This is a genomic window from Aeoliella sp. (assembly GCF_965227375.1).
In the GTDB taxonomy this organism is placed as follows: Bacteria; Planctomycetota; Planctomycetia; order Pirellulales; family Lacipirellulaceae; genus Aeoliella.
On record NZ_CBDDFX010000002.1, the window covers coordinates 1,646,557 to 1,670,274 of the forward strand.

Sequence of the window (23,718 nt, forward strand, 5' to 3'; positions counted from 1 at the left end):
TTTGTCTCAATGCAAGGCGTGGCCGCTGCCGCATCGAATTGACCTCCTGTTGGAATGCATTTACTATACAAATAGGAACTTTGAGCGGGGTCTTCGTTCGCACTCTCCCCTTCCCCGCCACGGATTGCTGATCTGCTGACGGGATCTTTGCTCGATGCTGGCTAGTGCGTATCAACGACGGACGCTCTGCTACTCGCACGTGGTAGCAGTTGTTGCCATTATGTTGGTGCAGTCAGCAGCAACGCAGGCACAGCTCAGCGGCGAACTCGGTGCCCACGACCCGTCCACGGTTGTCTACGACAATGGGCGGTACTACTACTTCTCGACCGGCGACTTACTAGCGGCACGTTCCTCGTCCGACTTGACCAACTGGACCGCCGAGCCCGCTGCGTTCGACCAACTCCCTTCCTGGATTCCAGGCGCGGTGCCCGGCTACGAAGGCCAGTCGCTGTGGGCACCCGATGTCATCAAGCTCGATGGCGAGTACCACCTCTACTATTCCGCCTCGGTGTGGGGCACCAAGCTGTCGGGCATGGGTCTCGCCACGAGTCCTACGCTCGACCCGGACTCGCCGAACTACGGCTGGACCGACCATGGCATCGTCTACGGATCGAATCACGGCACACCGTACAACGCCATCGACCCGTCGATAATGCTCGACGAGAGCACCGGCAAGCTCTGGATGACGTGGGGATCGTTCAACAACGGTATCTACGTTAAGGAGATGGACCCTACTACCGGCCTGCCGCTCGACTCGTCGCCGGGTACCAACGTAGCCGCCCCGGGACCTACGCCGGAGATCGAGGGAGCGGCGATGATGGAGCGCGACGGCTACTACTATCTGTTCACCAACTGGGGCGGGTGTTGCAGCGGCTCGAGTAGCACGTACAACATTCGCGTCGGCCGAAGTACGAGCCCCACTGGCCCGTTCCTCGACGCCGACGGGGTGAACATGCTCAATGGCGGCGGCACGTTGTTCCTGCATGACGATGGTCGCAAAGTCGGTCCTGGCCACTTCAGCTTCGTGGAAGTAGATGGCCAGCCGATGTTCAGCTACCACTATTACGATGCCGACTTGCCATGGGCCGGCGGTCAAACCGGCTTCGCGACCTTTGGTCTTCGCGATCTTCACTGGACCAGCGACGATTGGCCCAGCCTTGTTGAGGTCAATCCGCACTGGACCGGCGAGACCGACAGCCAATGGGCACAGGCGACCAACTGGACCTACGACGCCGTGCCCAACGGGGTGGGGCACATCGCGAACTTTGCCTCGCAGTCTGCGGGACAGTATAGCGTCGCGCTCGGCAGCAACCGCGTCGTCGGCACCGTGAACTTCCGCGGCATCGGCAGCTACACCATTGGCAGCGCGGCGGGACCAATGCTCATCGTCAATGATGTGGCCGCCGAGACGGCCACTCTGAACGTTGCGGAAGGCTCGCACACCATCGCGGCTCCGATCAACGCGATTGAAAACTTGGAAGTGAATGTCACCCCTTCCGGCAGCACGCTTACGCTAGGCGATCAACTCTCGGCGCCTCGGTTGAGCAAATACGGCGACGGAAATCTCCTGCTGGCCGGAGCCAACTCCACGGTAATCGGCAACGTGTTCGTTCGCCGTGGCACGCTGTGGGTCACCGGTTCGCTCACCGCTAGTTCGTATACCAGTGTGGGGCAGATTCTGGGCGAAACCGCCGCGATGCGACTGTCGGACTCAGGCAGCTTTCACGCCAACGCCGACCTTAACATCGGCGACACTGGCGACAATTCCACGCCAGCCGCCGGGGCACTCTATATCGAGGACAACGCGAGCGTTGTGGTGGGCACGGGCGGCGGTTTCTATGTGGGATCGGGATATTTCCAGAACTCGCAGGCCGAAGGAGAAGTGTTCCAGGCCGGCGGCACGCTCACAGTCAATCGCCCGCAAGATGGATCGTTCATTGTCGGCGGGCGCGGCTCGGCCAACGCCACTGGCGTGTACAACCTTAGCGGAGGACAGGTCAACGCTAACACCAACGTGTTTATCGGCGGGCGGGGTTCCGGCACCGTGAACCAGTCAGGCGGTTCGTTCAACGCTGGCGAGTTCCTCGCAATCGGCCGTTACACGGGATCCACCGGCGCGTGGACAATCACTGGCGGAACGCTTAATCAATCCAACTCCAACACCTGGTTGATCGTTGGAGAACAGGGAACCGCGACGCTCACTGTCGACGGGGATGCACTCGTCGATGCGAACGGAACCACACGAGTTGGCTATCAATCGTCGAGTTCTGGCAGGATCGACCTCAACGGCGGCACTTTCCTCGCGCGATCCATCATTGGCGGGGACGGCGACTCCACTATCAACTTCAACGGCGGCGTGCTTCAGGCTCGCGTGAGCACTGGTGTGCTGCTGCAGAATCTCACAGCCGCGTACGTCAACTTGGGCGGCGCGAAGATCGATACGCAAGCCCACAACGTAACGCTCTCGCAACCGCTGCTGTGGAACCCGGCACTCGGCGCATCGCGAGATGGAGGGCTCACCAAGCTCGGTAGCGGAGTTCTCACCCTCACCTCGGCGAGCAGTACTTACAACGGCAACACGAACATCTCGTCGGGCACGCTTCGGCTGACCGGTACGGCGTCGATCGCCAGTTCGCCGACCATCGAAGTCCATCCCGGTGCCACGTTCGATGTGTCGGGGCTGGCGAGCACCTTTCAACTGGCCGACGGTCAAACGCTCAACAATCGGAGCAGCACGACAGTGATCGGCGACGCAATCGCGACCGGTGGCTCCACGGTCAGCGGCGATGGCCAGTTCAGCCACAATGTAACCATGCAGAGCGGCTCGACGCTGATCATCGGCGGAGTGACCGCGAGCACTACACCGACCTTGTCGGTGACCAATGGCGACTTCGAGACCGGCAGCAATCCACCCGGTGATGCGAACGTCGATCTGTGGTACGACGTCGACACGTTTGCCGGCGCTTCCGACTTCTGGAACACCGCACAGCACGAGCATGGACTCAGCCCTACGCCGGACACGGGAGTGCTGTTGGGAGATGGGAATGGTGAGATCGGCGGACCAATCGGCGCCGGCGGCCGCTGGATCTACCAAGGCCTAGGCGCAAAAAGCAGCACCAGCAGCTACTCGATATCGCTCGACTACGGTGGGGACAACAACGCCGTCGCGGGACGCGCGGTTGCGGTGCGGCTGGAGGTCTACCAGGGGGCGTTTCCTGGCGCCGCAGACGATAACGACATCGCCGACGAAGGTCTGGCCTTGATCACCGCTATCGATTCACCCGCGACAAGCCTGTTTGGCGAGGGGAACTATGCATCATTCACCAGCGCACTCGATCTATCTTCCGCCAACGACACCGATCCCCTGTGGCTGCGCGTCTCCAACCTGCCCGGCACAGGTTCTGATCCCGGTTCTTGGGTGGTAGTCGACAACATCATGATCGAAGAGAGCTTTGCAGTTCAGCAGTACGAGACGATGACTGTCGCAGGCAACGTTACTCTAGAAGCAGGCTCCCTGGCGTCGTTCGACATTGCCGAAAGCGGGGTGAACGACGCACTACTGGTTGGGGGCGATCTGCAAGTTTCCGATGGCTTTGTGCTGCAGGTCGTTCTCGACTCGACTCTGCCGAGCGGATCGTTGAACGCCGGCGACTCCTGGGATTTGTTCGACTTTGCAGATGCTTCGGGAGCGTTCGATCCCGCCGATTTCATCCTGCCAACGCTTCGCGGCGGTTTGCTGTGGGATACGTCGCGCTTGTTGCTAGATGGCACGATCGCCGTGGCTTTGCCCGGCCTGCCCGGTGACTTTAATGGCGATGGAGTGGTCAATCTGGCCGACTACACCGTGTGGCGCAACAACCTGGGTGCTCCCGACAGCGTGCTTCCACCAGGGAGCACTACCGATGGATCGGGCTTCATCGATGCAAATGACTACGTGACCTGGAAGGAGAACTTCGGCGCAACGGCAAACTCCCCAGCGGCCGGGCAGACCAACGTGCCCGAGCCATCGACGGTGTTGCTGCTATCGCTTGGTTCTGCTGTCCTATGGGCTTTCGTCGCTGCGTCCCGTCCGTCGGCGGGTGCGGATGCAACCTAGTCCGAGCGATACCGCGATGAGCAATTGAAAGAGCGTGGCTGCCTCCGGCACCTGTGTGATCGCGCCTGGCACCGGAAGCGAGTCGCCAAAGTTTGCTTTCCAGGTGTTGTACTGATCGGCGCCGATCACGCCGCCGTCGGTGTCGTTCGGCAACGTACCGGCCGGCGCGCCGATGTTGTTTCTCCAAACGGTGTAGTCTGCTGCGTTCACGACTCCATCGTCGTTGTAGTCGCCCGATAGTACGAAGTCGAGTCGATAGATGTGGCCTCCCAGTCCCGCACCGTCGTAGCCATGGTCGACGATGAGCAAGTTGCCGAATTCGTCCTCAGCAAAGCTGACAATGCTAACGTAGTTTCCATCCTCCGGAGCGAAGGCATCGGTCAGCAGTACAAGTGAGTCTCCGGGATTGTTGGGATCGAACGATCCGATGTCGTTAATGTCGAAGCCCCAAATGTTGCCGGATAGCGAATCGGCGAAGATGTACATGCCGTAGAATTCTTCGACTGGTCCCCGATACACAAGTCCCGCGGCGACTGAGTCTCCTTGGTAGTCGTCGTTGCCATGCAGGTAGGCGATAAGTGGATCCACGTTGTCACTTGGCGGGCGGCCTCCTACGTTGGGGCCGGTGGGTGTGGCGCCAAACCCTTCGCGCAGTCGCCAGCCAAAGTTTCGATCGTCCGAAGGGCTGATGTCCCCCGGCAGGTAATTAATCTCCTCCCAAGTGGCCTGCCCCACGTCGCCGATGTACAAGTCGCCCGTCGCGCTATCGAAGCCCGCCCTCCAGGGATTGCGAAGGCCATACGCCCAAATCTCATCCGCTCCGTCCGTGCCGACAAATGGATTGTCCGCGGGGATGGCGTAGTTGCGATCAGCGTCGGCAACGAAATCGTCGTTGTCGATATCAATCCGCAAGACCGACCCTAACAAGTGGTTCTTGTCTTGCGAGTAGTCGTATGGGTCGTGTTGGTTGCCCCCGTCGCCAAGCGTTACGTAGAGGTAATTGTCGCCTTCGGCCACTTCCTGCGGGTTAAAACCCATCCAACAGCCGTTATGGTTGAATGCTGGCTGATCGATTTCGAAGATGGTTTGACTGAACGTGGCGCCCGCTGCGATGTTATTCGGGTCGGCCGTGTATTCGCGAACGGCCAGTTTGAATGGCGGCGTCCGCGGGTCGCGCGGCTCAAGGCTCGGCGCAGGCCCGGGGTAATTCACCGCCACGCTAACATAGAACTTGCCGTTGGTGGCAAAGTCGGGGTGGAAGGCGGTGGAGAATAGTCCCACCTCTGGCGCACCAGGTACAGGGTCAAGCAGATTCGTGTCGCCGATGGTCAAGAACGGATTGTTGAAGTCCACCGAGCCGGTATTGCGGTCGAGCAGCACAATCCGACCATCGGCCTTGGTGATGTCGTCGCCGTCGAAGCCATCGGAGTCCAGGCCACCGAGTTGCGACACGAAGTAGTAGTCGCTATTACCCGGCGCCACGTCGACGTCGATGGGTAAGTGCAGCGCTGTATTCACTAAGTGTGGCTGCGAACCAGGGTTGAAGTCGGGCGTCAGCCGGGTAATCTTATGCCCCGCGTACGCATTGGAAGTCCAACCCAGCAGCGCTGCCAGCAAGCCGGTCAGCACATACGCAACTGACGGGCGTTGCGTTGGGCGGAAAAGTAAGTCGCTCGAAGTCTTCATTATGTTGTGCCTCTTCCGAAGTTCACTGTTCTCGGGCAGCGCCCTGCCCTGGCGTGGAGGGCGATTGTATCACGATCCCGGACCGCACTTGCGGAGCAGAGCAATTGCCTTGCACTTGGGCTATCTAGAACCGCAGTTCTTCGCCGTCGCATTGTAAAGCCAGAGTCCGGCCGATGAGTCAGGCAAATGCTATTGTGCGGGAAAAGGCATTTCGCCTGCAACAAACAAGGGACGAAGAGCTGTGCTGCCTCGAAGGAACCCGTTCGCAGTTCTTTACGAACTTGTCGGCAGCAATGAATATGAGTGCTGAAGCACGATTGTCCCGCGCGCTGTTACTAGGCGATCTAGTAGACGCCGAAGGGTGTCGCGTGAATCGGTCGTTTGATCCCTGAACTCCCTCACTCGCGCCCGCGCGAGCTGCCTCAGTCGACGTGCCAACTAATCTCTGTTCACACCTTCTACTCCCACTGGAAAAGCCCCTCGAAATCGAGAGGCTTTTCCAGTGACCCCGGCGGGACTCGAACCGACCAACGGATTAAAAGTCCTAAAGAAGCGTGAGAACGAGGAGCGAACAGATTCAAAAGAGCCTGAAAACAAGGAGGCCGTGCGCTCTGGCGTATACGATCGATGCGGGATTTGGGTAACAGTTTAGGTAACACTTCAGCCCGGTCAGGCACTCCCAGAGAGAGAAGCTCAACAAGCGGCTCTTCTTGGAGCGACTTGAATTCCATCTTGTCGAACATTAAACCACCGTGCTTCGGTCGGCCAAAGTAATGAGGTGGGCACTTTGAGTGGACCAGCAAGTCGCCTAGCAATCGATTTCGTAGCGAAGTGTCTCGCCAAAGTCCCATCCGCACTTTTTGTAGAAACGGAGATCGTATTCCATTAACTCTTGTACCGTCTTAAAATCGGGAATCGAGTGGCCGCACACTGGGTACAGTTCCAGTATCGCGTTGTAGTAGTCCAGTCCAACAATTCCGATCTTAACCTTATCGTGCTTCACGTCGAATCCATTGACACGTCCGTAGCCATCTCGATGTGTTACAAGTTCAAAATCAAGTTCCATAAGGGAAGAATCCATAAAATAAACCTTCTTATCCCACAGTTCAGGCTGCTGAATTCTAGTTCGACTTGGCGACCTATACGGCTGCCGGACAGTGCGATCTCGTCTCCTTAAACTTCGCGCAGAAGAGGAATCTTGTCGTGGTGGCCAGCCAATACCCGATCGGGGTTGATGTCGAGCCAATCAGACAGCAAAGTTGCATAGATTTGGCGGAAATCGAACTGAGCCTTCAGGTCGCCGTCGTCCAAACTAGACAGATCCGGCGCGGCGCCGAATAGGCCTGCCTGTACAGCTGAGCCCGCCAGAAACACTGGCCCCGCAGTGCCGTGGTCGGTGCCTTTCGAATCATTTTCTTTCACTCGACGCCCGAACTCGCTGAACGCCATGAGCACTACGCGATCGCCGAGCCCTTCCTGTTTTAGGTCGTCCATGAAGGCGGCCACCGCATCGGAGAATTCGCGGAGCAGCCGTGCATGAGTGTAGAGCTGAGCCGAGTGCGTGTCGTATCCACTTTGGGTGGCATAGTAGATTCGTGTCGGCGAACCGCTCTTCAGCAACTGAGACACCAACTTGAGCCGAGAGGCCAATTGGGTGTTGGGATAGCTGGCTTCACCCGCGCTACTGCCAACCGACTGCTGCTGGAATCTGGCTGCTGATTGATAAGCGGTGGCGATCTCCTGCGAAACGTATTGATGCAGGGCGTCGCCGCCAAGTGGCGTCGCTGATACGGTACTCGGAGCCTCCAGGATTAGGTCATCTGCCTCCGCCAGCGCGATCGCCTGCGATTTGCGTCCCCACAATGCGACAGGTGTTTCGCCGTTCCCGACATAGTAGGTCGATTCGCTGTTTCGATCGGCCGCGCGGCCCAGCCAGCCGTAAGCGTCGTGGTCTGCTTCGTCAAAACTGCCAGTTTGCCAGATCTTCATGCTACGGAAGTGCGAGCGACTTGGGTTGGGATATCCCACTCCTTGGATGATTGCCACGCGACCGTCGTCGAACAACTCTTTGGCGCGCTTCATGCTGGCGTGCAAACCGACCTGGTCGTCGAGCTTGTGAAGACTATCCGCCTCCAGGCGCAGACTGCTGCGCGCTTGGCCATATCCGTCGTCAGCGTACGGCACCACGGTGTTGATACCGTCGTTCCCACCATCGAGTTGCAGTACCACCAGTACTTTGGCGTCGCGCTCGGACGTGGCGGCCTGGGCTGTGCGCCCGAGTACACAGGGAAGAACTGGCGCCAGCGACAATAGCGAGCTAGTTCGCAGGAAGCTCCTTCGAGAATACATGCGTCACTCTCCTTGGCTAGTTCAGATACGACTCAGGTCGGGTAATCAATAGCGTTAGAACTTCGTTGATGGCTTTCTCGGGCTGGCGGTTCGTCACTTGGTCCACCAAGTCGTGCACGACATGCTCAGGTGCTTTGCCCCACAAGAGTTCAGTAAGCCAGGCTGTTTGACTTTCGAGGATCGTTGTTGCTCCGTTTAGCTCAGCGAGTGTTTCGATGTCCGGCCGCTGCGAAGGCCGCCACAAGTCACCGCTAGCAAGTGCATGGGCGAAGTTAGCCCTCGCGATGATCGCCCGCGAACTGAGCCACGTTCGCCCTTCATTCCATCCGCCCACGTTCGGAGGATAGAACAGATCTTGCCCCATGCGGCTTGACCACTCTGCCAGTAGCAAGGTACTCGGCGGTGGATCTCGCAATTCCAGCGCGCGGAGACTTCCTACGATGTGCTCCACAGGGCCTGCCACCCTGCACCGCAGATTCGATGTCGCAAAAAACAGTTCCGAGCGGAGGATTCGTTCAACGGCCCACTCAATGCTCAAGTTTTTTCCGCGAAGACCTGCCGACAGCTTTGCCAGGTCCTCCTCCGTGGCCACCCCTTCTCCCAGAAGCATGCCGCATAGCCGCCATGCGAGTCGATTCGCAGTCGCAGGTTGGTCGAGCAGTACTTCGATCAGGTCGTCGCCCGTCATGGGCTCTCTCTTACTCAGTACACGGATATCTCCAGCGTCGTGGCGCGCTTCGCGAGTTTCGAACTTACCCGACTCTACGGTCCAGCCCGTAAGTGCCCGAGCGCCCTCGCGGACATCCTGCTCAGAGTAGTTTCCCTCGCCCAGTGTGAACAGTTCCATCAACTCCCGGGCGAGGTTCTCATTAGGATGACCTTTGCGGTTGGAGTCGGCATCGAGCCACACCAGCATGGCGGGGTGTTTGACCACCGCGTGGAGCAACTCGCCGAATGGGGCGAACGCATGCGTGCGCAGCAGTTCGTTTTGATCCCGCATAAAAACGAGGTTCTGTACCTTCCGATTGCTGGTAGCAAAGTGGTTGTGCCACAGAAGCGCTAACCGCTCACGTAGCGGATCGGGCGACATCACCATCCGGTAGAGCCACCACGCCTTCAACCGCCCCGCGCTGCCCGACGCCATGGCGGCGTCACCAATAGTGTCGGCCAGTGAGACGAACTGGCTGTTCGACCCTTTGGGGTCTGGGTTAAGTAGTCGATCGATCGCAGCCTGAGGGCCGTCAGACAAGTCGCGCTGGAGCACATCCCACGGCGCTGCAAAACTGGCGCGCCGGTGGAGGTGTACCACTCGCTCGAGATTCCAGGGCATTTCACCACTCGGCTTGTAGGGCGCCCAGTTACTCGTCGCCGCTATGGGTGCAGTTGGCATTCCGGTCACCTGAGATCGGGGCTGGAGCGGTCGTCACCTGTGTACAGTCAAGTCTTGTGCTAAAACGCTTGGAAAACACGTCGCCATAGTCGCAACGCGCGGTTGCTTCTCGCACTAGTCCTGGGATTCGAGGACGAACTCGCCCAGGTCAAGTGTTTCGCCAGGTTTGACTTCGAAGTCGGTGTATTTGGATAATCTGGCACCGCCGACAATGAGTTTCTTCTCAGCGATGAGCCGATACGTCGCACCTGGAATGAGCGCCGGATAGGACAAGATGCCATCTTTGTCAGCTTTCGCTGAATTGGAGTAGTTCACTCGGTCGATGTTCGCGACGAAATCGGAGTCGGCAAGCACTTCTCCCATGCGTGCTGCCTCGTAGTCGTATGTCTGCTTTCCAGGACTTGCTACGATCCGCAGTATGGGTCTGACGCCCTCCAGCGGCTTACCCTCAGGATCGACAAATCGGGCAGTCGCCACTCCGCATGGTTTCAAGATCACGGTTGGATTGACGTCGCTCGCATCGAGAGTGACGGTAGCACCCAGCTTAAGTTTCGGCTGGAGAAAGCTGACCTGCATCTGCTCGTCTCCCACGAGACCGCTCAGATCGGCTTTGCCGCCTAATACCGGTTTGCGATCGCCGCGCCAGTTCAGAGAATAGGGATGCACACGCAGTGGATTGATGACAACCACATCGTCAACCGGTTGCTCGTTCTCATCCGCCAAGTTGACCGTGATCACGCTACTGGGGGTCAACTCCATCGACACGTTCAGCGGGTCGGAGCCGACCACTGGATTCAGTTCGTAAAAACCATGAGCCCGGATTTGATTGCCACCTTCTTTCCCCGCACTCATTTTGCGTGAACTAATCGACTCGACAATGTAGCGTTGCGTCGCGGCGTGTACTACCAAGCGGCCCGGACCTGGCAGGACGACAATCTCAAAGAGCCCTGCTTCGTCGGTTAGTTGTATATTCTGCCAACCGGTCAGGATGTCGTCCGCGGTATGGGGATTGTTGTTGCTCTCCGGCATATACTGAATCGATGCCCCTTCGATCGGTTCGCCAGTCTCGGAGTTTGTAACCGAACCACGCACCAGCACACCGCGAGTTAGGCTCAGATCGACTTGCCGCTTGGTATCGCCATCGCGCCAGTGGATGGCGTCCTCAAACGGAGTCTTGCGGACCAAATACGGAACGCCTGGCGGTGGGTATGCGCTTATTCCGAAACGAATTCCGGGATTAGGGCTGATCGAGTATCGTCCTTTATCATCAGCTTCGCCGGCTACGGTTATCATCGAGCCCAACTCTTGCTGGCTGGCCCAAATCGTGACGCGAGCATGAGGGGCGGGTTCACCGGTATCAGCGTAGGTGATTTGGCCCTCAAACAACTGAGCGGGGGCAAGTGGCAAAGTCAACTCTTCGCCGACTTTCCCGTTTCGGGTCAACGATCGGTAAGTGCCGTCGCGTGGTCCACGTTGCTCGGGCTGGCCGGTATTCAGGGCGATGCCCTGCGGCGCGATTCGTTTGTCGCCTTCGGTTTCTAGGTAGACGCCATACCCCACCGGCACTCCACGCACGACAAAACGGCCGTCGGCGTCGGACTCTAGCTCCGGAAGCCACGCGCGAGGCGTGTTAGTTGCACCGAACCCGACGCGGTTTTCGCCATACCGAGAGTCGGTCGTTTCGACGACGGATTGAACGCGCAAGACCACGTCCGCTAGCGGTTGTCCTTCCAGATCGAGAAGCTGACCTCGTATCGGCTGTTCAGCGGCCAATGTCAGAGTTACTTCGTTCTGGGGCTCGTCAGGGTTGAGTTGTTCCCAAGCGATTCCGTAGCCATCTTTGCGAGCGACAAGATATGCGGTGTAGTGGGTGTCGGAGCTGACTCCGGAGAACTCGAGATGATACTCTCCTTTTTCATTTGTGATGGACTCGACCACTTCTGCTTCTGGCCCGTCGTGCGTGCCTCCGGGCGACACGGACTTGCTTCTTGCGATCATCGCAATGTGGACTCCCGCCGCGGGTTTTCCGTCAGGCAACGTAACAGTGCCATTGATGATTCGTTGAGGCGAATCTGCATCGGACTGTGCCTCAGCTTCCTTTTGTTCCTCTTTAAGTTGGTTGACTAATTCCTGTTCATCGATAAGACGCACGTTTCCCAGGTCTTTGGATTCGCCCGGCTCTACTTGAATCACCACCTCAAGCGGGCCGGAGATAGTGGGAGGCGAGGTTATCGTAGCACCCTTTCGTGCCTGCACTCGGTACTCAACACCCGGCACAAGCCCGCGAAACTCGAAGTTTCCTTCTTCGTCCGTTTCGTACTGGCCGGAACCCCAGCTCGGCAAGTTGCGCGGTAGGGGTGGCGTGTGCGGACGGTTCATCATTTCCGAAATGTTTCGCATCGGAGGAGACCACGGTATCAATCGACAATTCGCTAGAGGAGCCCCGTCCTCATCGACCAGTCGACCACGTACATGACCGGCAGCCTGCAGTTGGACAACCAGTTCATCCGGCTGCTCTCCCTCCAGCAGTACGTAGGCGGCTAGGCTATGGTCGAGATTGGCAACATACAAATGGCGAGGCTTGTCGGGTGAGTAACCCAGTAGTGTGAACTTACCGCTGTCTGGGCTTTCCCAACTGGAGAACGCTGCATTTCGACCAGAAAAGTCGTAGTTGGTCACAGCTTTGCCATCGGGATCGACGACTCGGCCAACCAATTGGTCGTCGTCGCCGAGCTCAAACTGAAGCTGCGGGGCAGCTTCTGCAGCCACCGGATCAATCTGGGCGACCAGATGGTAGTTCTGTGGCATCAAGTACGAGGGTCGGGTTTTAACCATGTCTTTGCCGAGAGGTTCATTGGTACCATCTGGCTTGATGATGGCTTTTGAACGCGGATAGTCTTGGTGATTGTGTGCTTGGAACGCGAGAAAGCCAGGGCCAGGTAGAACTGCGATCTTGAAACGACCTTCGGCGTCGGCTTGTAGCCGATCGCGTTCATCCACGCCAAGGTTGCGTGCGGTGTCGTACGCCGGATTGTGTTCCGCGACGTAGTAGGACAACCGCCCCGAAACGCCTTCTCCAGATTGCCTGTCGGTGATCTGGCCCGCGAGCCATACACCTCGCACCAAATCGAAATCGATCTCGACGGATTCTTCGTCAGCCGTTGTCTCGGATTGCTTGCTTTGCGAGAAATAGGGCACATCGCCCTCAGGCGCGATTGCAGCGATGCGGTTGTCGCTGCCGATGGGCATACCCTCGAGGCGGTAGCGACCTTGCTCATCCGTGACCGCGCGAACGAAGTCCTGCCCCCAGCCGCTGATCATCTCGCCGTTGCGTTTTTGACTCTTGACGGTTACGCCGCCAATGGTCTCACCGGTTTGCGAGTCGCGCACAACACCCGTTATTGGTGTGGAGGGGCCGGCTACGACGGTGAACTCGGCAGGATAGTAGGTGTAGGTCCCCAAGTCCGGCGACCGCCGCTCCCGTGGTAGCTCGATCGACTCGCCCAACTCGGTTCTGGCGAATAGCTTGGCGGACTCAATACCGGGTCCTTCCATCAGCAACTCGGTGATGCGTCCAGGGCCGATGCCAGTGAGTTCGAACCGACCATTCGCATCCGTGACCGCCGGTGTAACCAGTGATCGCACCTGCGGTCCGTTTATCGCCCTCGGCGTTTGCATGCGGGCAGTATAGTAATCGGCCTTCGGCTCGGCTGCTGCGACGCGCCACGCGGACAAGTCGTCTTGCTCGCACGCCCACACTTCCTTCAACGTAAACCGCACACCCTCCACTGGTTGACCGTTGATATTCATCACCCGACCGCGAATGGGCTGCGAGTCCTCTACCAGTTTGATTGGCTCGCCGACACGTTTAAGTCGCTTTCGAAGCTGTGCTTGCCGGTCGGCGGGAGCTTTTTCGATCAAGTCTCGAAAACGATCTATCCAAACGTCGTCGGTCGAATGAAAACCAGCGATGGACCAACCGAAGCCGTAGCCTTCTTTCACAGCAACTAGACTGGCGGTTTGAAATTCATTCGGCCGCGACAACGGCCCAAACTCGTCGGCGCCGATCGTGAAGCGAAACGCTCCCTTCTCGTCGCACACGGCCACTGGCTTCCAGGTGGGCTCAAGAAGCCCAGTGGCCTGCGGCACATGGAACACCATGTAGAGGCGCGCCCCTGACGCCGCGTCTCCAGATGGCTCCACAACCGCGCCGGCGAACTCGGATACCTTGGGCGAGTTGTCCACAGCGTCTGTATCCGTGTTGGACCCGCCTGGTTTGGTGCGTACCGGCTCGGGGCGTTCGTCGGAGGTAATGTCGATCGTGCCGAGGTCGATCGTCTCGTCGGAGGATACCGTATCAATTTCGAACGTCTTCCCGAAGGCGTGTAGCTCGTACCTTGCTCCCGGAACGATGCGGTCCAGCTCGAACCTTCCATCGGAGTCGACTTCGTCTGACTGCACCCAAATTCGATTGGTGCGCCAACCACCTCCACTCTCAGGCTCGGGAACCTCGGATTTGGGGATGTAAGCCGACACAAAACTCCTGGCAGCGATATCCCGCACGGGCTCTCCCATTTCTACCAATTGCCCGATGATTCTCGCACATGGCTCCAATCGGACCTTCGGCTCCGGAGTTGAATCGAGCACTTTTGCTAAGCCCATCTTCTTCTCTTTGTGCAAGAACACGATCATCCGCTGACCATCGTGCTTCAGCCCCCAAACCTCCACGCTGCTGGAGTCCGATGGATCGACGTTCGAGAGGTGTGAAGATGGGTTCAAAGCCGACAGAGGATACGCACCGCCCACGATGGCGCCGCTGATCGGGCGGTTTTGGGCGTCGACCAAGTCTAGTTGCGTTAGGTCAAGTGGCTCTACTGCGACTTCTACGCGAGTTTCGACTTGGTCGATCGGGACATTGACCTCCTGGACAGTATTTGAAAGTTCGGGGCCGTAAAGGTGATAGACCATCATCCGGTCATCACTGCGAAGATCGGCAATCTTATCCGCACCGTGACCGATCGCGTACTCCTGGGAACGCAGGGCGATGGCTGCCAGGATGCCACGCCCAGGGATGGCCGGAACTCGAAAGTTGCCATTCGAGTCGGTCGCGTAGCGATCGTCATAACCCATCGAGTGGACACCGGGTCGGAAGTTGGCATACTCACCCGCCGCTTGGTTGTCCAAGAAGGGGAAGTAGCTCACCAGCCCTTCCAGCGGTTCGCCAGTAGTTGCATCCACGAGGCGTCCAACCACCCAACTCGCACGCTTCAGTTCGATATCGCACACGGCACCTTCACCGGGCTCCGCTTTTGGCACCTCGACTTCGGTGCGAAAATAGGGGTTCTCTGAGTTTGGAACGACATACAGAGTGATGGGTCGAGAGTCGCGGTCCGGCGCTGGCAGCCCCTCCAACTGATACCGCCCTTGCTCATCCGTGGTCGTGACGACGAAGCCGGCAGTATCCAGCAACGAGTTGCCGAACTGTTTCACCGTTATCGTCTGCCCAGCGAGAGGCTGACGTGTGTCCGCGTCTCGCAGGATGCCTCGGATCGTCTGACTCGTCGCAACCGGGTGATGGAACTTGGCACCATAATAGGACGAGGTCGAGAACCTCGGATCGTTTTGAGGCACCGGCACCGACTCCATTTCATGAGTCACCACATGGAGACGATCGGTCGCAATTCCTTTTCCTTGGATCTCCAGCGTAACGAGTCGATTGGGTCCTAGTGACGGAAGGCGAAACTTACCTTCGGCATTCGTCGATACGTTCGGTACTACCGACAAACCTCCTAGCCTTAGGCGGGGTCCCGAGGGGAATTGAGCGATTCGGTCACGCTCAGAGCTGTCCATGTTGGTAAAACTGTTCTCGGCAACATACTGAGGATTATCTTGTGCTTCATCGAGCCAGGCGTGAAAGTCCTCAGGGTTGCGCGACAGTTGGATGGATCGGACCAAAACAGTCACACCTTCAATCGGTTGCCCCTCAAGCGAGACAATTTGTCCCTCAATCGCCGGTCCAGTGGTGGCGAGTTGCAGTTCAATCGGATCGCCAGGTTTGACGCTTGCCTGATGCTCGAAGGCTGGAGCAAACCCAGGTGCCGCGGCGTAGAACTGGTAATGTTGCGAAGCCAACTGAGCCGTTGTGAGTTTGCGGTTCAGTTTTGGCAGTGTAAATTCAAACTTGCCAGAGATATCCGTAACGAACGAGTCGGCAACTTCCTGAAACGAAGTGTCTCCGATTGCAAGCCTTTCGACCCGTATTGCGCAGACTCTGGCGTTCTCGACGGGATGTCCCTGTTGATCTAGTACGACCCCACCAAAAACTGTGGTTTCGCTGTGGTCACTTGGCGCTTCATCCGAGTTGGGGTCGTCGGCCATGTCGGCTGAAGTGTCCCTCGCTTCCGTCGCATTCGGGCTCAACCCGACCAGTCCCGCCGCAGTTACACCGACGACGCCACTCACAATCACGAACACTAGTAGCAAGTTGCTTACTCTGGTGGAAAGCGTCCGCGACGTATCCATAATGCGCGAGACACGCCGAGCAAGCATTGATCGAAGGGAGACGATTCCCACGCCGGCCTTTGCTAGTGGTGAGGTTGAAAGCTCGGCAATGTCGACCAGTCGATGGGCATACTGCTGTCGGTCGCCACCATAGTGGACGACGAAGTCGTCGCATACCTCCTCCGCGGCGACCTCCATCCGGCGGGAAAGCACCCACAGCAGTGGCTGAAAGAAGAACAGCGCAGTTCCCACACGACGCAGCAGGTTCCAATGGCAGTCGAGACGCGACAGGTGCGCGAGTTCGTGGAGCAGAATGTCCCGCAGGCTCAACTCTCCTTCCTCTTCTGGCAAGAGCACCGCTGGCCGGGTGATCCCTGCCAAGCAGGGACTTGGCAGAAAGGGACTGCGAAGCAATGTCGGCGGCCGGACGCGAAGCAAAGTCGACAGCTCTTCGCATGTGCGAATGGACTTTCGGTCGGCGGGAGTGGCCGAACTCCGCAGTTTGGAGAGGTGCCACCATGAACTGCCAAGTCGTGCAACCAGTGCCACGGCGACTATTACCCAAACGCTGAGCGCTGCCGCGGCCACGATGCCGGCGACATGAAACGAGATGACCCGTCGGGTTCCGAGCGATGGGTTTGGCTCGGGCGTCGCCATTTCAGCAGTGGAATCGGGCACTACTGGCGGCAGCGTGTCTACCGGTTGAATGGTGGCTACGTCGCTGGATAAGCTGCTCTCGAACCGTTCTTTGGCGATCGGCGGGCCGACCACGAGCGTATCATCTGTAGAGACTCTCTTCCCTGTTTGCTCGGCCTCAAGTACGGGTTCAACTTGGACCAATTCCGGCTGGACGACAGGCGGTGTTTGCTTCACTTCTGGCTGGACTACTATCGCGACTTCTTGGTAGCTCCACCCCGCCGGCAGCTTGACTGACCAACCTGGTATGCCTGCAAGTGACATGGCCAACGTCGCCAGGGGACAGGCGAGCACCGCCACCAGCGTTGTGCGGTACACAATCGACTGAGCGGCCGAACCACGGTCTCTTAACAGCCGACTTACCAACAGTCCCGCTGCAATTAGTAGCGTGGACTGCAGCAGCCAATTCACGGCAAACTGCGCCAAGTTGGTGGCTTGGTCGAACATGGCGATCTGCGCATCTAGCCAAGTCATGATATCCTCGCTATTTTTTGCCACGACGGTCGATTAGCTTGCGAATGTCGTCGATTTCCTTCCGCGAGACGCTCTTTTCCTTGAGCAGATGAGCAACGAGTGTGGCTGCATCGCCTCCAAACACCCGTTGCAACAGGTCGCTCGTCGCCCGCTGCTTGAATTTCTCCTCGTCAACCAAAGGGCGGAAGACGAATGTGCGGCCCTCGACTGCGTGGGTGATCGAACCTTTTTCTTCCAAACCACGCAGCAGCGTTTGCACCGTGCTGTGGGCGATGTCATCGCTTTCATTCAATGCGTCGGTGATTTCGCGAGCAGTCGCTTTGCCTAACTGCCACAACACTTGCATGATGAGCAGTTGAACCCGACCAAGTTGGGTAGACGACATGGCAGATTGCCTTCCTGAGTGACGTCACGGATCGTTTAGTGAACTAAATTTAACGTGGTAGACGAAGCCTGTCAACAGTTGCTGAATAAAAATGCGAGCAAGAACGGAAACGGCCGGCGTCCACGCCCGAGTAGACGTGTTCGACGTCGTTGGGCAGTATCAAGAGTGGACGCGAGATGGTCGCTTCCGAAGAGCCTAATTCATGCTTCCGTATTGCCCTGCGGTAACGCAGATCGGCCCGGTGGTCAGCAATCGCGTCGCCAGAATTACCCCCGGCCAGGCGTCCCCATCGACAGAGTCGCCCCCTCCGGGGAATGGTTGCAGGGTAGCTGGAGTGCCTCTACCTTGAGACTTAGGACAGTGGCCAGCCGCTTCGTTCGAGTTCCTGATGCTTCTGTAGGTAGAGCCTGGCCGACGATGCTTCACCCAATACCACTCGATTTCCGCAATGCGGCGCGAGCGCCGCATGACATGACACTTAGCAGCGTCATCAGAGTTGGCGGTGTTCTTTTCACCAACAGAGGTATGCCATGGCCTCCTCGAAGTGTGCCACGCGCTGTCGATATCGCCGCTTGCGACGCCTTTGTCGGGGCTTCGAGCGGCTCGAAGATCGTTGGGTGCTGAACATCGCCTACGGCGACTTCGATGGCGACGGCTTCCAGGACATGGCCGTCGGCATCCCCGGCGAGGGCGTTCCTAGCGTTGGTCCTATTAGCCAAGACGTTATTCGCGCCGGGTCGGTCCAAATCATATACGGTAGCCCCTTAGCCGACCCAACGGTGGACGACCAGTTTCTGCAGCAACGGAGCGGCCTCAACGACCGAGACCGGCACGTTATCGACGACTATGCGGAAAGGGACGATCAATTTGGCACTGCCTTGGCCGTGGGCAACTTCAATGGCGACGTGAACCCCGACACCGGGTTGCCCATCGATGACCTAGCCATCGGCGTACCGGGCGAAGACATTCAAGGCGTCGTCAACGCCGGGGCGGTCAATATTGTCTATGGCTCGGTCGATGGGATTACGCTCGAAGACAATCTCATCTTAACGCAAGACACCGTCGGCATGGCCGAACAGGCCGAGGACAACGATCGCTTTGGCTCAGTCCTTTCGTCTGGCGACTACAACGGCGATGGCCTCGCCGATCTGGCCATCGGCGTCCCGAACGAGGACCTCCGCAGTTCCGCTAACTCCATCGAAGCGGTCAACAACGCGGGTCTGGTGCATGTGGTCTATGGACAGCAGGTTGTGGGACTGGCGGTCGCAGGGAACAAGACATTCGATCAGAAACTTCTGATGGGATCGTCCCAACTCGACAATTTCGACAACTTTGGAGCTGCCCTGGCCTCGGCCGATTACAACGGTGATGGCTTCGACGATCTGGCGATCGGCGTACCAGGCGAAGACCCCGAGGTGCCGGACGAGGAAAACGGCGGAACGAAGAAGATTCAAGATGCAGGTGCCATCAATTTGGTTTGGGGCGCCGCCGGCTTGGGGTTGGATGCAAACGCCAATCGCTACTACGACAAAAGCATGCCTGGCGTGCTCGGGGCTGCCCAGCCATTCGCCAACTTCGGTGCGACGCTGGCCGCTGGCAATTTCGATGGCGATCCGTACTTCGATCTCGCCATTGGCGTCGTCAACGAGGACAGGTTCACCCAAATCAACGCCGGTGCGGTGAACGTTCTCTACGGAAACTTCGGCGACACCGGATTCAATCTCATTCGCACCCAGCACTGGGACGAGGGGATGGTGCAGATTCAAGGTGACGCCGAGTCTGAAGATCACTTTGGTGGCGCCCTGGCAACCGGCGACTTCAATGGCGATGGTCTCCACGACCTGGCCATCGGCGTGCCTGGCGAAGACTTCAACGGCAGCGGCTCGACCATCATCGGAAATGCTGGTGGCGTTTACGTCTTTTTCGCGTCGAGCACCGGTACCGGCATCGTGACCACCAATCAGAAAAAACTGGCTCAGTTCATGACTGACCTGGAAGACGACATCGAGAACAACGACTACTTCGGCGGGCAGTTGGCTGCGGGCGACATTACGGGCGATGGAGTCGCTGATTTGGCCATCGGCGTGCCTGGCGAGGACATGCATGGCGCCGTGCATGTGGTCCCCGGACTTCAGGACAGCTTCCTGTTCCAGACGGCGTGGGACAAGCTGTGGAGCCAGGATTCCATCGGCGTTTCCGACTCCGGTGAGGTCGGCGACTTGTTTGGCGGGCCGTTGTCGTCTTGGGTTGGCCCGCAGTACGTCACGTCCGCGATTGTTCCCGAAGAGGCACTGTCGCTTCACAGCAAACCCGGAGCCGCGCACACGCTCTTCCTCGATTTCTCTGGCGGGTTTTCCCCGCACAATCGGTGGGACATCGACGATCAGGATTTCGAAACACCCGTATTCGACTTCGATGGAAACGACACCTACTTCGGCCGATTCGAGCTCGACGTCATCGAGCACGTTTGGGCGATCGTAGCCGAAGACTTTGCTCCCTTCGACATCGACGTGACAACCGACGAAGGTGCCTTCATCCCCGGCCAGCATTTCCGGGTGTTGATCGGAGGCGATGGCACCGAGCGCGGCGTCATCGATCCCGAAGGATCGACCACATTGGGGTGGGCGGGAAACCAACCTTTCGGTGGCGATAACTACCTGCACGCCGACCGTCAGAGCGACGTCTATGCCTTCTCCGAAGATTTTAACCCGGTGGGTCGTATCGCCGTCAGGTTAGCGGCCACCGTTACGCACGAGGCGGGACATGCGTTCGGCCTGAAGCACAAGAACGAGGTCGACTCAGACGGTGAGAATCTCGACACAAACGGCGACGGGATGGTCGACGTCGGGGACGGCTGCAGTGGTCCCGACGCCTATGGAAAAGGGCCCGACGAGTGGTCACCGATCATGGGCAACGACTCCAGCGGCCGAACTATTTGGACAGAGGACGGCGAGGTTGTCTCTCCCAATCGGTTCATCAATGTGCTACTTGCCTGTAGTCCGGGCGGTCAACCCGATGGCACCATCAACACGCTGGTGAGCGGCATGGGACTGGATGCCGACGACCATGGCGACACGGCCCCCAACGAAACTTCGCTGGGCGTCTTGTCCACCAGCCTGCTCGGAACCGGCATCATATCGCGACTCATCGACGTCGATCTATTCACGTTCGAAGTAGCCACCGCAGGCGTCGTGAGCGTCGACCTGCTCGCGACCGACACCACGCCCAATCTAGATGCCAAACTTCGCCTCACCGATGGCAGCACCACCATCGTCTCAGCGACGGTCGGCAACCCCAATGAGTCGGTCGATTGGTACCTGGAACCTGGCGTCTACACCATTGAGGTCAGCAGCGAATCCATAATGGCAGGCGACTTGGGGCAGTACACGGTGCGTATCTCGGTTCCCGATAGTCATCTGGTCGTCCGCGGCACATTGGACGACGACGATATCACCATCCGACAAAGTTCCAGTGACCTCACACAGCTCGAGATAGATGTAAACGGCAACGTTACTACCCATCCGCTGGCCGCCATCAGGACCATCACGGTCTACGGTCGCGAAGGGGAAGACACCATCGCCATCCAAGACCTGCCCGACCAATTCTCGCTGGGCAGTGGCATGGTGACCACCGAAATGACAATCGACGTTCGGGGGGGAAGCCAAAACGACAGCATCGTCCTCGCCAGGGTTGCCGCTGGTGTCACCGTCAATGTCGACGGAGGGATCGACGATGACACCCTGCACTTCGGCTCAGGCGACGTGGGAGCCGTCGACGCCCATGTCAGCTACTTCGGTGCCGGCGGCAACGACGCCTTGATTGTCGACGACACCAATGGCCTCGTCGGCCGCGACTACCTGTTCGATCGCATCGACAACGCCGGTACGGTGATGGCTCAGGATGCCGGACCGGTACAATTCGAAGACGACGTGGAATACGTTCGGCTAAACGCCAGCGACCTTGTCGACCACATCAACGTCGAAGCACTGGCCGAAGTGACCGCCCTCGAATTGTTCGGCTATGCCAGCAGCGACGAATTCCGCGTCGCCGAACTATCGCAAAGTGTCGAACAAGTCGTTGGCGAGCTCACCATCCACGGCGGAAGCGGCAAAGTCCAGGACTTTGTAACGTTCGAAGATTTTGACAATTGGAAGCCTGAAAACAACGACCGAGTCTATGTTTACGACCGCGCGAATCCCATCGTCGGCAACTACAAAGTCGACGCCAGCGGCATCTACAACGACTACGAATTCGAAGGAACCATCGCCCGCTCACAGCCGGGCGTTGACATCAACGGAATGCCCATCGAGGAGCAGGTGTTCTTGGTTACCTACGACGAGATCGAGTTCACTTACCTTTACGCCGACCAAGGCAACAACGATGTCGACTTCCGCGCAGCGCCGCGATTCAATACGCATTCCGTCGAGGCGAACGATGGCAAAGACCTGGTGATCGTTCGATCGACCCCAGCTATGGGACCTCTCTACGTCCAGGGCAATGGCGGAAGCGATACTATTAGGGTCACCGAGACTGCCGATCTCCGCTCGTTACGTAGCGCCGTGCATGTCGATGGTGGTGCCGACGCCGAATTGGACCGGCTGTACGTGAACGATTACGACTCGCCGACGTCGAGCTATACGCTCACCTCTTCCGAGTTCCACGTCACCACCCCCGCGAACCTGGGTCCCGATTCGCTGAAGGTCGACTACTCGGCCATCGAGTACATGGACATCCAGCTTAATAGCCTGCACAACCAGATCACCGTGGTGTCGACCGATGACGACACCCAAATCGACATCGACGGCCGTGAGGGTAGCGACACCATCACCATGCTCTCGACCGATTCGCAGGTGACCTTCTACGGAGGCGTCGATGTGAGCCCGACAAATCTCGATCGGGCGATTTGGCAGGGAGACGGCGAGGACAACGAGTTTATCGTTGCAGGTAACGCCATGGGACAGGGAGCCGGGTGGCTGACTACGGACAACAGCGTCGAACGGCGCGAGATCAACGGCCTTGGTGGAATCGATCTGTTGCGCGTCGAAGGCGTCGCTACCGCCAGCGAGGTGTTCGAGATCCTCCCCAATGGGTTCGAGGCCCACGAAGGCGAGGTCTTGGTTGGCAACTGGCAGCCGGTGTACTACTACCTGGAGGATTTGGCCGTCGTTGGCAACCTGGGAAACACCGATCGACTGCGTGTTCATGGACCAGGTATTGAAGAGAACTATTTCGACATCAACTTAGGTGCGCACGGCACGCACGCCTCTCCGCTGGCCGTGCTAAGCTACATCGGCGGCGAACTGATGCGTTTGCGAAGTGCAACCGGATTGACTTCCGGCGGCACCTTCGCAACCCCAGCAGTGGAGTTCCATGCACCGTCTCTGTATGGCGAGTTCAACGTCATTGCTCCCAATAGTGCGCCGCCCGCCAGCCCCTTGGAAATCTCGGTCTACGGCGAGGGTAGCCTGGCCGAGTTGAACGTGGTCCACATGGCGGGCGCGACGGTCGATCACCAACTGCCCGACGACGCAATTCCCGGACAGGTGACGGTCGACTACGATCCCCTCGCGTACGAGGTGACGTACTATGGCATCAATGCAGTGGCCACCGACGTATTGCTGCCCGGCGACTACGACGGCAACGGCATCGTCGACGAAGGAGACTACGACGTGTGGAAAGACCACTTCGGCGAGATGGTCGAGCCCTACACCAATGGCGATGGCAATGGCGATGGCAAAGTGAACATCGGCGATTACCCCGTGTGGAGAAACAATCTAGGTGCCATTTTGCCGAAAGCACCCATCGCGGCTATTTCTGTCCTCGCGCAGGGAGCACCGTTCAGCGGGAACTTGGTGCAACCCGATAGTTGGATGTTGTCGAATCATGAACGGAGCAATTCAAATGAGGACTATCAAAACCTGCAGTCCACGGCAGAGCCGTTTCGAGGGGCGGGCTCCGATAAGCCACTGACTCTGTTGCCCGTCCCCATAACAGACCGAACTGTGATATTGAAAGCAAAGCCTGGAACGATGCTCTCAAACGATGCTCGAACGGCCAAGCACGCCGCAGTACTGGATACGCTATTTGAGGAGCTAGGAGAAAACCGCTCATACCTTAGCCTGTAAGCGAATGCAGGAAGAC

General features: G+C 58.3%; 8 protein-coding genes. 2 read left to right on the plus strand and 6 right to left on the minus strand.

All coding sequences use genetic code 11. The features are described 5' to 3' along the window. Positions 1-154 precede the first annotated feature (154 nt). Complete coding sequence (locus tag ACQK2L_RS19625; protein WP_425398738.1) at positions 155-4,096, plus strand: family 43 glycosylhydrolase; 3,942 nt, start codon at positions 155-157, stop codon at positions 4,094-4,096. On the opposite strand, the gene ACQK2L_RS19630 is transcribed toward ACQK2L_RS19625, so the two are convergent. The 6 genes from ACQK2L_RS19630 to ACQK2L_RS19655 all read right to left on the minus strand — a co-directional run bounded on the left by ACQK2L_RS19630 (position 4,043) and on the right by ACQK2L_RS19655 (position 17,577). Continuing rightward, complete coding sequence (locus ACQK2L_RS19630) at positions 4,043-5,782, minus strand: PQQ-dependent sugar dehydrogenase (protein ID WP_425398739.1); 1,740 nt, start codon at positions 5,780-5,782, stop codon at positions 4,043-4,045. The two genes, ACQK2L_RS19625 and ACQK2L_RS19630, sit on opposite strands and share 54 nt — an antisense overlap. Before the next feature lie 808 nt (positions 5,783-6,590). Then, entirely contained in the window at positions 6,591-6,863 is a 273-nt protein-coding gene (locus tag ACQK2L_RS19635) for a hypothetical protein (protein ID WP_425398740.1), read from the minus strand. Between the two features lie 92 nt (positions 6,864-6,955). Then, a complete protein-coding gene (locus ACQK2L_RS19640; RefSeq protein WP_425398741.1) occupies positions 6,956-8,131 on the minus strand; it encodes a DUF1501 domain-containing protein in 1,176 nt (391 codons plus the stop codon). A 16-nt stretch (positions 8,132-8,147) separates the two neighbouring features. Beyond that, entirely contained in the window at positions 8,148-9,521 is a 1,374-nt protein-coding gene (locus tag ACQK2L_RS19645; protein WP_425398742.1) for a DUF1800 domain-containing protein, read from the minus strand. Between the two features lie 114 nt (positions 9,522-9,635). Further along, complete coding sequence (locus ACQK2L_RS19650) at positions 9,636-17,192, minus strand: M56 family metallopeptidase (RefSeq protein ID WP_425398743.1); 7,557 nt, start codon at positions 17,190-17,192, stop codon at positions 9,636-9,638. Between the two features lie 10 nt (positions 17,193-17,202). Then, complete coding sequence (locus ACQK2L_RS19655) at positions 17,203-17,577, minus strand: BlaI/MecI/CopY family transcriptional regulator (RefSeq protein ID WP_425398744.1); 375 nt, start codon at positions 17,575-17,577, stop codon at positions 17,203-17,205. 530 nt (positions 17,578-18,107) lie between these two features. On the opposite strand from ACQK2L_RS19655, the gene ACQK2L_RS19660 reads away from it, so the two are divergent. Further along, positions 18,108-23,702 (plus strand): FG-GAP repeat protein, encoded by a 5,595-nt coding sequence (locus ACQK2L_RS19660; protein WP_425398745.1) that lies wholly within the window; start codon positions 18,108-18,110, stop codon positions 23,700-23,702. The last annotated feature ends 16 nt before the right edge of the window (positions 23,703-23,718 follow it).